This window comes from Bradyrhizobium sp. P2_E8 (assembly GCF_056403875.1).
Window position 1 is genome coordinate 1 of record NZ_JBFUES010000157.1, and the last position, 10305, is coordinate 10305.

8 protein-coding genes and 1 pseudogene are annotated in these 10305 nt (G+C 65.0%); 5 read left to right on the plus strand and 4 right to left on the minus strand.

What is annotated here, in order from left to right; all coding sequences use genetic code 11:
- Positions 1-310: pseudogene (locus AC1D00_RS11520) on the minus strand (6-hydroxynicotinate reductase); the annotation flags it as partial.
- A gap of 252 nt (positions 311-562) precedes the next feature.
- Between AC1D00_RS11520 and AC1D00_RS11525 the strand changes: the two are divergent.
- Together AC1D00_RS11525 and AC1D00_RS11530 are read left to right on the plus strand one after the other, a co-directional pair.
- Positions 563-1045 carry a (2Fe-2S)-binding protein gene (locus AC1D00_RS11525; protein ID WP_135173918.1) on the plus strand — a complete coding sequence of 161 codons (483 nt, stop codon included), beginning with the start codon at positions 563-565 and terminating at the stop codon, positions 1043-1045.
- A complete protein-coding gene (locus tag AC1D00_RS11530) occupies positions 1045-4569 on the plus strand; it encodes a molybdopterin cofactor-binding domain-containing protein (protein WP_477010753.1) in 3525 nt (1174 codons plus the stop codon). Before AC1D00_RS11525 ends, AC1D00_RS11530 begins: the two co-directional genes overlap by 1 nt.
- Positions 4570-4803: 234 nt before the next feature.
- Here AC1D00_RS11530 and AC1D00_RS11535 read toward each other — a convergent pair whose 3' ends face one another.
- Positions 4804-5772 (minus strand): catechol 2,3-dioxygenase, encoded by a 969-nt coding sequence (locus tag AC1D00_RS11535; RefSeq protein WP_027543243.1) that lies wholly within the window; start codon positions 5770-5772, stop codon positions 4804-4806.
- Positions 5773-5919: 147 nt separating this feature from the next.
- Positions 5920-6366 (minus strand): hypothetical protein, encoded by a 447-nt coding sequence (locus AC1D00_RS11540; protein WP_477010754.1) that lies wholly within the window; start codon positions 6364-6366, stop codon positions 5920-5922.
- On the opposite strand from AC1D00_RS11540, the gene AC1D00_RS11545 reads away from it, so the two are divergent.
- The 3 genes from AC1D00_RS11545 to AC1D00_RS11555 all read left to right on the plus strand — a co-directional run bounded on the left by AC1D00_RS11545 (position 6359) and on the right by AC1D00_RS11555 (position 9878).
- Complete coding sequence (locus AC1D00_RS11545; RefSeq protein WP_477010755.1) at positions 6359-7951, plus strand: ATP-binding protein; 1593 nt, start codon at positions 6359-6361, stop codon at positions 7949-7951. The two genes, AC1D00_RS11540 and AC1D00_RS11545, sit on opposite strands and share 8 nt — an antisense overlap.
- A 207-nt stretch (positions 7952-8158) precedes the next feature.
- Positions 8159-8740: a peroxidase-related enzyme gene (locus AC1D00_RS11550; protein WP_477010756.1), complete on the plus strand. Its 582-nt coding sequence runs from the start codon at positions 8159-8161 to the stop codon at positions 8738-8740.
- 205 nt (positions 8741-8945) lie between these two features.
- Positions 8946-9878 (plus strand): hypothetical protein, encoded by a 933-nt coding sequence (locus AC1D00_RS11555; protein WP_477010757.1) that lies wholly within the window; start codon positions 8946-8948, stop codon positions 9876-9878.
- A 94-nt stretch (positions 9879-9972) separates the two neighbouring features.
- Here the strand turns inward: AC1D00_RS11555 and AC1D00_RS11560 are convergent.
- Positions 9973-10305 (minus strand): cation transporting ATPase C-terminal domain-containing protein (locus tag AC1D00_RS11560; RefSeq protein ID WP_477010758.1); only part of this gene is annotated, 333 nt, incomplete at its 5' end.

Genomic DNA, 10305 nt, shown 5'->3' on the forward strand with positions numbered 1-10305 from the left:
CCGCAGAGACGATGAACGGTGCCGGCTTGTAGTCAGGATAGGTCGTGCCCGCGCCGATCGCAGTGACGAAGGTCGAGGGTTCGTGGACGATCTTGCCGTCCCAGTCTTCCGTGCGGCTGAACGGCACGAGCTTGCCGCCATGCGAGACGGTGCGCTCCAGGATCACATGCGGATCGACGCGAACGAGCTTGCCGTCGTGGTTGGCATAGCGGTCGCAGGCGCCTGCCGCGCCCGGCTTGATGTAGCACATCACCGGACAGGCATCGCAGCGGATCTTGTCGGTGGCGGCGCTCGTCGTTTCAGTCACCATGTGCAAGCCAGCGGACACTGCGGTTATCATTCGTATACGAACGATGTTGCGCGCGGTCCCGATAGCTGTCAAGCGGCGGCGCGCGCGAAAAGATGCGCCTGCCGAATAAAACCTCATTTGCCTCCCGCCTTTGTCCACAAAGCGGGCAGTCGCGCTGCACTGCGGCATGGCCGCTTGCACGTTTGTGTACAAACGGTATCGTCGCAACGTACAATTTTTGCGACCCGATCGTCGCGGGGCTTGGGAACAGGGATGACGCAGACACCGATCCGCCTCACCGTGAACGGCAGGATCCACGAGGTCACTGCAGAGCGCCAGACGCCGTTGCTCTATGTGCTGCGCAACGACTTCGCGCTCAACGGTCCGAAATATGGCTGCGGCCTCGGCGAATGCGGCACCTGTACTGTCCTGATCGACGGCGCCGCCGCGCGCTCTTGCGTCATCCCGATCGGCGGCTGTGCGGGACGCGACATCGTGACGCTCGAAGGGCTCGGCACAAGCGACAAGCCCGATCCGGTGCAACAAGCCTTCATCGACGAGCAGGCCGCGCAATGCGGCTATTGCCTCAACGGCATGATCATGACCACCAAGGCGCTGCTCGCGATCAACCCGCGGCCGACCGAGCAGGAAGCGCTGGCGGCGTTGCGCTACAATCTCTGCCGCTGCGGCACGCATGTCGAAATCCTGCGCGCCGTGATGCGCGCATCGGGTCAACTCACTGAGGCCGCCGACTGATGGCCTCCCCTGCCTCGAACGGAGCTGAGCGGCAATCGGGCTCGCTCGTCGTCGTCCACACGGTGGACGAATGCACATCCGAGACCTTCGTCCGCATCACCGCGGATGGCTCGGTCACCGCTTACAATGGCCATGTCGACCTCGGCACCGGCATCCGCACCGCGCTCGGCCAGATCGTCGCCGAAGAGCTCGACGTGTCCTTTGCGCGCGTCGTCGTGGTGCTTGGCGATACCGCCGTGGTGCCGAACCAGGGCGCCACGATCGCCAGTGAAACCATCCAGATCACCGCCGTGCCCTTGCGCAAGGCCGCGGCGCAGGCCCGCCAGTTCCTGATCGCGCGCGCGGCCGAGCGGCTGGAGTTGCCGGCGATCGATCTCACAGTCGAAGACGGCCTCGTGCGCGGGCACGACAACCGCAGCGTCAGCTATGGCGAGCTGATCGGCGGCGAGGCGATCCGGCTCGAGCTTGCTGACGACGTCGCCGTCAAACCTGTCGGCGAATACGCCATCGTCGGCCAGTCGATGCCGCGGGTCGATCTGCCGGCGAAGGCCACGGGCGAATTGACCTTCGTGCACGACATCCGCCTGCCCGGCATGCTGCACGGCCGTGTCGTGCGTCCGCCCTATGCCGGCGTCGACGCCGGCCCGTTCGTCGGCACCAGCCTGATCGCAGTCGACGAATCCTCGGTGCGCGACGTTCCCGGCATCATGGACGTCGTGCGCATCGGCGATTTCGTCGGTGTAGTCGCTGAGCGCGAGGAGAATGCGATTCGCGCCGCGGAACAGCTCAAGGTGAGCTGGAAACCGACGCCTGATCTCACCGACCTCGCCGATGTCGAGACCGCGCTGCGCGCCAATCCGACGACGCCGCGGACGTTGATCGACAAGGGCGACGTCGATGCGGCGATTTCAGGCGCTGCCAAGCCGATGCAGCGCACCTATGTGTGGCCGTACCAGATGCATGCGTCGATCGGCCCGTCCTGCGCGGTAGCCGACTTCCAGAACGGCAACATCCGCGTCTGGTCGGGCACGCAGAATCCGCATCTGCTGCGCGGGGATCTGGCGCTGCTGATCGAGCGTCCCGAGAGMGAGATCGAAGTCATCCGGCTGGAGGCCGCCGGCTGCTACGGCCGCAACTGCGCCGACGACGTCACCGCGGACGCGCTGCTGCTGTCGCGCGCGGTCGGCCGCCCCGTGCGCGTTCAGCTGACGCGCGAGCAGGAGCACGCCTGGGAGCCCAAGGGCACCGCGCAGCTCGTCGACGTCAATGGCGGCCTCAACGCCGACGGCGGCGTCGCTGCTTACGACCTTGCCACACGCTATCCCTCGAACGCCGCGCCAACGCTGGCGCTGCTGCTGACGGGTCGCGTGTCGCCCGATCCGGCCGTTCTCCAGATGGGCGATCGCACCGCGATCCCGCCTTACGACTACGACCACATGCGCGTCGTCGCCCATGACATGGCACCGATCGTGCGCGCGTCCTGGCTTCGCGGCGTCTCGGCGCTGCCGAACACGTTTGCGCATGAATCCTACATCGACGAGGCCGCAACGGAAGCCGGCGTCGACCCGATCGAGTACCGGCTGCGCTACCTGAAAGACCAGCGCGCCGTCGATCTCGTCAATGCGGTCGCCGAGCGCGCGGGCTGGACGCCGCGACCCGTCCGCGAAGAAAAAGACGGCGAGGTCGTGCACGGGCGCGGCTTTGCCTATGCGCTCTACGTCCACAGCAAGTTTCCCGGCTATGGCGCGGCGTGGTCGGCCTGGGTCGCCGACGTCGCCGTGAACAAGACGACGGGCGACGTCAGCGTGACGCGCGTCGTCGCCGGGCAGGACTCCGGCCTGATGATCAATCCCGATGGCGTGCGCCACCAGATTCACGGCAACGTCATCCAGTCCACCAGCCGCGCGCTGATGGAGGAGGTCTCGTTCGAGCGCGGCGCGGTGGCGGCGCGCGAATGGGGCGCCTATCCGATCATCCCCTTCCCCGACGTGCCCAAGATCGACGTCTTGATGTTGCCGCGGCCGGACCAGCCGCCGCTCGGCGTCGGCGAATCCGCTTCGGTGCCGAGCGCGGCGGCGATCGCCAATGCGATCTTCGATGCCACCGGCGTGCGCTTCCGCGAGCCACCGTTCACGCCGGAGCGTATCCTGAAGGGATTGCACGGTGAAACATCGCCCGTGCCGCAGGCTCTGCCCGCGCCCGCCGCGCCAAAACCATCCCGCATCTGGCAGAATCCATTCGCCAAACGCGCCGGCATCTTTGCGACCATTGCCGCCGTCTGCACCGCCGCGATCGGCATTGGCGCCGCCCTCTTGCCCGGGCGCGCCATCGCACCGATCGCGCGGCCCGATGCATCGGTCTATTCCGCGGCGACCATCGCCCGCGGCCAGCAGCTTGCCGCGCTCGGCAATTGCGCGGAGTGCCACACCACGATTGGCGGCGCGCTCAATGCCGGCGGCCGCGCGCTTCAAACGCCGTTCGGCACGATCTACGCGACCAACATCACGCCCGACGTCGAGACCGGTATCGGCGCATGGTCCTATCCTGCCTTCGAGCGCGCGATGCGCGACGGACTACATCGCGACGGGCGGCAGCTCTACCCCGCCTTCCCCTACACGCATTTTTCGAGGACCAGCGAGGCCGACCTCCAGGCGCTCTACGCCTATCTGATGGCGCAGCCCGCGATGCGCGCGACGGCGCCCGCGAACACGCTCGCCTTCCCGTTCAACATTCGCCCGCTGCTCGCGGGATGGAATGCACTGTTTCATCAGGCGAAGGACTTCAAGCCCGATCCCGCCCAATCCGCACAGTGGAATCGCGGCGCCTATCTGGTCGAGAGTCTCGGCCATTGCAGCGGCTGTCATTCGCCGCGTAACGCGCTCGGCGCCGAGCAGCGTCAGGCCTATCTCGCCGGCGGCTTTGCCGAGGGCTGGGAGGCGCCGCCGCTCACGTCACTATCGCATGCACCGRTCCCCTGGAGCGAAGACGAGCTCTACGCCTATTTGCGCACTGGCCATTCGCGCTATCACGGCGTCGCCGCCGGTCCGATGGCGCCTGTTGTCAGGGATCTCACGGCCCTGCCCGACCAGGACATTCGCGCGATGGCCGTCTATCTCAACTCGTTCAACGACGCTGCCGCCGAGACGCCGGATGCGCTTGCCGCCAGGCTCGAGAGCGCAACGCAAGTCACCACCGCCGCCTCGACCGGCGCGCGGCTCTATCAGGGCGCCTGCGCCGTCTGCCACGAGATCGGCGGCCTGCCGCTGTTCGGCAGCCGGCCCTCGCTCGCGCTCAACAGCAATCTGCACAGCGCGACATCGGACAATCTCGTGCAGGTGATCCTGCACGGCATCACCGAGCCCGCATCGAGCGATCTCGGCTACATGCCCGCGTTCAGGAACAGCATGAGCGACGCGCAGGTCGAAGAGCTCGTCACCTTCCTGCGCAAGCAATTCGCGCCTGACAAGCCGGCCTGGAGCGGCGTGCGCGAAACGATCGCACGCGTGCGATCGCCTCCGCACTAAGGCGATACGAAGACAGGATGGCAGCAAGCTCGCCTGCGGCCATCCTTCGARACGCCCGCCTACGGCGGGCCCTCAGGATGAGGTCGCGTTTTGCGGCGAGATATCAGACCCTCATGGTGAGGAGCCCGCCAAAGCGGGCGTCTCGAACCATGCAGGCCGAGCTCGTTCGGCACGCCCAATGTAGTGTGCGATAGGGAGGGAACGGAGAAAGCGCTGCTGTCGGCCGCTCATGCTCTACGCGTGCTTCTTCGCCTCCACGGGCGGCGTGCCGTGGGTGTGGAAGGACTCGATCGTCTTCAGGCCCCACGCCTGCCCTTTCTTGCGCTCCTCTTCCGTCCACACGATCGGCTTCCAGTCCGGTGCGAGGATGAGGCGCGCGCCGGCATTGGCGACCTCGACGCGGTTGCCGCCGGGCTCGTAGACATAGAGGAAGAAGGTCTGCTGGATCGCGTGCTTGTGCGGACCGGTCTCGATGTGGATGCCATTCTCCAGGAAGATGTCGGCGGCGCGCAGGATCTCCTCGCGGCTGTCGAGCGCGTAGGTGACGTGGTGGAAGCGGCCCGGCGTGCCGGAATGATCGAGCGAATAGGCGAAGTCGTAGCTCTTGTTCGACATCGTCAGCCACATCGCGGCCTCGCGTCCGTCATTGAGCACGATCTGCTCGGTGAGCCGGCAGCCGAGATAGTTCTCGAAGAACTCGCGGTTGGCCTTGATGTCGACGGCGAGGCAGTTGAGGTGATCGAGGCGGCGGACATTGACGCCGCGGGCGGGAAAGCGCTGCGCCTGGTTCTTGAGCGCGGGCTTCAGCTCCGGCGGCGCCTGATACCATTCGGTCTCGTAATAGAGCTCGACGATATGGCCATCAGGGTCGCGGCAGCGGAAGGTCGGCCCCTGCCCCATGTCGCCGTCGATCCAGCCGATGTCGAAGCCGGAGCCTTTGAGCGCGGCGACCCGGCGCTCCAGCGCCTGCTGGCTGCGCGCGCGCAGCGCCATGTGCTCCATGCCCGAGGTCTTCGACGCCGTCAGCTTGAGCGAATACCGCTCGTAATCGTCCCAGCCGCGCAAATAGACCGACTCGCCCTTACGGCCGCTGACCGTCATGCCCATGACGTCGACGAAGAATTTCAGGCTCTCGTCGGGCTTGGGCGTCAGCAGCTCCATATGGCCGAGATGGGCCAGATCGAGGATCGGTTCGGGCTGCATGCTTTCCTCCAGGGCGTGACTGTGATCCGCAGGAACCGGATCGTGCATTCGGGCGAAGGGCCGCAATTGGCTCATGCGCCGGGGGGCGGCACCGAGGCCGCGGGTTCATTTGTACTAATGTACAAATGATTAGGTCCCGTCAACAAATCAACCCTTGCATCCCGGACCGAATGGCGCCCCGCGCGTGAGGAGAACGACCCCGAACGGCGGGTGGACTGCCCGAATGGTAAAATCTTCCTTAATTCGATTGATCGCCTGCCGGCCCCAAAAAGCAGCATTTTTCGGCCGTTTCCGCCCACGAGTATGCATCAGGAACCAGCCTGTCGGCCGAATTGCCGCGGATTTAACGAAGCCGCCGCGGCTGCCGTTTAACCGTTTGTGCAGCCGCGGCCGCGCATAGTCCGGTGCAAATCCCTCGCTCTTGCCAGGTTCATTCATCGTGACATCCTTTGGACGCGTGATTTCGGTACGCGGATCGCTCGCCCGGGTCGGGCTTCTGGCGGCAAGCCAGATGCCGATCTCGGAGGTTCGGGCGACCGTCGGCCGTTTCGTCAGCATTCGCTGCGCCAGCTCGGTCATCGTCGCGATGATCACCGAGGTCTCCTGCGAGAATCTGTCGAGTGCCGACAATTACATCGCCATCGCCTCGGTCGACCTGCTCGGCGAGATCCTCAACGCCGCCGACAAGGCCAAATTCCAGCGCGGCGTCACCAACTATCCGACCATCGGAGATTCGGTCGACCTGATCACCAGCCAGGAGTTGCGCACGATCTACGCGCCGACCGGGTCGGACCAGATCAATGTCGGCTTCCTCCAGCAGGACCGCTCGGTCGTCGCCTATGTCGATATCGAGGAAATGCTGTCCAAGCATTTTGCCGTGCTGGGATCGACCGGCGTAGGCAAGTCGACCGGCGTCTCGCTGCTGCTCAACGAGATCCTGAAGGCACGGCCGAACCTGCGCATCTTCCTGCTCGACGTGCACAACGAGTACGGCCGCTGCTTCGGCGATCGCGCGCTGGTGCTCAACCCGCGGAACCTGAAGCTGCCGTTCTGGCTGTTCAATTTCGAGGAAATCGTCGACGTGCTGTTCGGCGGCCGCGCCGGCGTGCCCGAAGAGCTCGACGTCCTTGCCGAGGTGATCCCGATCGCCAAGGGCATCTACACGCAGTACCAGAACGCCGATCGCCTCGGCCTCAAGCGCATCGATCCCAAGCAGATCGGCTTCACCGTCGATACGCCGGTGCCGTATCGCCTGGTCGATCTGATATCGCTGATCGACGAGCGCATGGGCAAGCTGGAAAACCGCACCTCGCGCATCATCTATCACAAGCTGATCTCGCGCATCGAGGCGGTCCGCAACGACCCCCGCTATGCCTTCATGTTCGACAACGCCAATGTCGGCGGCGACACCATGGCCGAGGTGATCAGCCATCTGTTCCGCCTGCCCGCCAACGGCAAGCCGATGACGGTGATGCAACTCGCCGGCTTCCCGGCCGAAGTCATCGATTCCGTCGTCTCCGTGCTCTGCCGCATGGCCTTCGACTTCGGCCTGTGGAGCGACGGCGTCTCGCCGATGCTGTTCGTCTGCGAGGAAGCCCACCGCTACGCCGCCGCCGATCGCAACATCGGCTTTGGGCCGACCCGCAAGGCGGTGTCGCGCATCGCCAAGGAAGGCCGCAAATATGGCGTCTATCTCGGGCTGATCACCCAGCGCCCGGCCGAGCTCGACGCCACCATCATCTCCCAGTGCAACACGCTGTTCACGATGCGTCTTGCCAACGAACGCGACCAGGCGCTGCTGCGCGCTGCGGTGTCGGATGCCGCGGCGAACTTGCTGTCCTTCGTGCCATCGCTCGGCACCCGAGAAGTGCTGGCCTTTGGCGAAGGCGTCGCACTGCCGACCCGCCTGCGCTTCAAGGAGGTGCCGCCGCACCAATTGCCGCGCGGCGAGGCCACCATCAGCAGCGTGCCGTCGGTCACTTCCGGTCACGACATGCATTTCGTCGGCGCGGTGCTCGAACGCTGGCGCGGTGCCACCTCGCAGCGCGACACGCCGAACGACCCGGTGTTCTCGGCCTCGCCCAGCAAGACGCTCGCGAGCGCCGAAGCACCGATGCTGCAACCCTCGATGGGCCTCGATCCCGACCGCTTCTCGCTGCTGAAGAAGCCGCTGCGGTAAGGAACTGACACCGCTTCCGCCAATTCCGCTGTCATGCCCCGGCTTGAGCGGGGCATCCAGTACGCCGCGGCTTCTCGATTGAACCACAACCGTCTCTGGAATACTGGATCGCCCGATTAAATCGGGCGATGACACTGAGCGTGTGGCACGTTGAGGCGGCCGCCCGCATCGACTATGGTTGCCGGCCCCAGGCCGGAATCCATGCTCATGACAAAAACAGCCGCGCAACGCTTCCCCGCTCCCGCCCTCGACACACTGCCCGACGACATCCGCACGCGCCTCCTCACCGTCCAGGAAAAGAGCGGCTTCGTGCCGAACGTCTTCCTGACGCTGGCCTACCGGCCCGACGAGTTCCGCGCGTTCTTCGCCTATCACGACGCGCTGATGGAGAAGGACGGCGGTCTCACCAAGGCCGAACGCGAGATGATCGTGGTGGCGACCTCGGCGGCCAACCAGTGCCAGTATTGCGTGATCGCGCATGGCGCGATCCTGCGTATCCGCGCCAAGAACCCGCTGATCGCCGACCAGGTCGCGGTGAACTATCGCAAGGCCGACATCACGCCGCGGCAGAAGGCGATGCTCGATTTCGCCATGAAGGTCTCGGCCGACGCGCAGCGGATCTCGGAGGAGGATTTCGTCGCGCTCGCGCCGCACGGCTTCAGCGACGACGACATCTGGGACATCGCCGCGATCTCGGCCTTCTTCGCGCTGTCGAACCGGCTGGCAAACTTCACCGGCATGCGGCCGAACGACGAATTCTATCTGATGGGCCGGCTGCCGAAGAAGTGACCGACCGCTCCGTGTCGCGAACGCGACGCCGCACCGGAAAATGTAACGTGCGGGTTCCCGTTTGACGGGAACAAAAACGTTTTCACAATCAGATACGTTTTATTAAGACACTCACCCTCAACTAGCAGAAATACTTCGACACAACTCGCGCAGTCTCCGTCAACGGAGACGCGGATGAGTCGTGCCTGCTTAGGGGATCCGTCTTATGAACGTGCGAGCATTCGCCGTCGCGACTTGCATCGGCGTAACATTCTTCGCCGCTGGATACGCATGGAACTATCAGCCCGACGCCATCAACCCCGGCGAAATATGGAGCATGCTTCAATCGGAGCACGGCATGGCGCGAGCCGCCGTCGCACGCGTCCTCATCGAGCCGAATTCAGCTCATTTTAGCGGCTTGCGAACGGTCGACGCGGACGACGCAAGATACGTGTGCGGCTCCGTGAAGGCGATGGACAAGGAGAGGCAGTATGTTGAGACCGCCTTCGTTTACACCGTCGCGAACGATTATGCCCGTATCGACGACGACGGTCGGATCACGTCGCAGCGCTCGACATACAAGCCCTGCCCAATCGCGGCCGACGACAAAATTGCCGACCAGAGGACGCTGATCTCGCCCGGCGCCCTGTCGATGATCAAGACCGTCGAAAAGGTCATCCCCAAGTCCAGCGGCGGAACAATGGAACAGCAGCTTGGCCAGTTGGCCGGACAGACGGCAGCACACGCACCAGGTTCGGCAGTCGCGCCGAGATCGGCGGTCTCGTCAGGTTCGGCCGGGGCAGGCTGGACGCCAGCAGAGCAGCATCCAGGTTCGCGCGTGGAGGCGACACGGAAGGATGAACTCACGTGGCGTGTCGACCAGCCGCCGGCCGCATGGCCGACGTTCCCCCCGGGCCATTCCCTGGCGAAATCGACGCAGAAGCGGACGACCGCCGAGGCCCTGGCTTTCGCGAAGGATATCGAGGCTGGCTGGGAGCAGTCGAAATCAGCTGAGGGGCCAACGAGGCGTCCTTCGCCGGAAGAGATCAAGGAGGCATGCCGCGCGCTGCTGACGATCGATCCCACGGACAAGGAATATCCGCGGGCCTGGGCCGCCTTCGTGCGATTACGGAAGATCGATCGCGACGCGGCTGCGTGAAGCAGACGTCCAATCTATCCGTACCGCCTTGGCGCTGCGTAAGGGAAGACGGAGCCGCGCGAGTCGGTGATGCATCGGGAGACCTGAGCGGTCGCTAGAACCGAAGTCGCCGCGCCCAAATCGGTTTCAGCAATTCGAGCACGGTCAGCACCAGCAGCCCCGCGCCGAGCGTGATCATCAAATCGTCCGCATGCAGCGGACCGAAGCGGAACAGGCTGGAGGCCGGCGGCCAGAGCAGCGCGGTGGCGAGAACGAGAGCCACGCCTGCGAAGATCCAGATCAATGCAGGATTTGGCCGGAAGAATGCGGACGCGAACGACGCGCTGAAGGACCGGTTGACCAGGACCAGAGCGACGATGCAGACGACGAGCGTCACGAAGGCGAGCGCCCTCGCCTCGTCGGCGACGAGACCGGAGCGAAGCGCGCC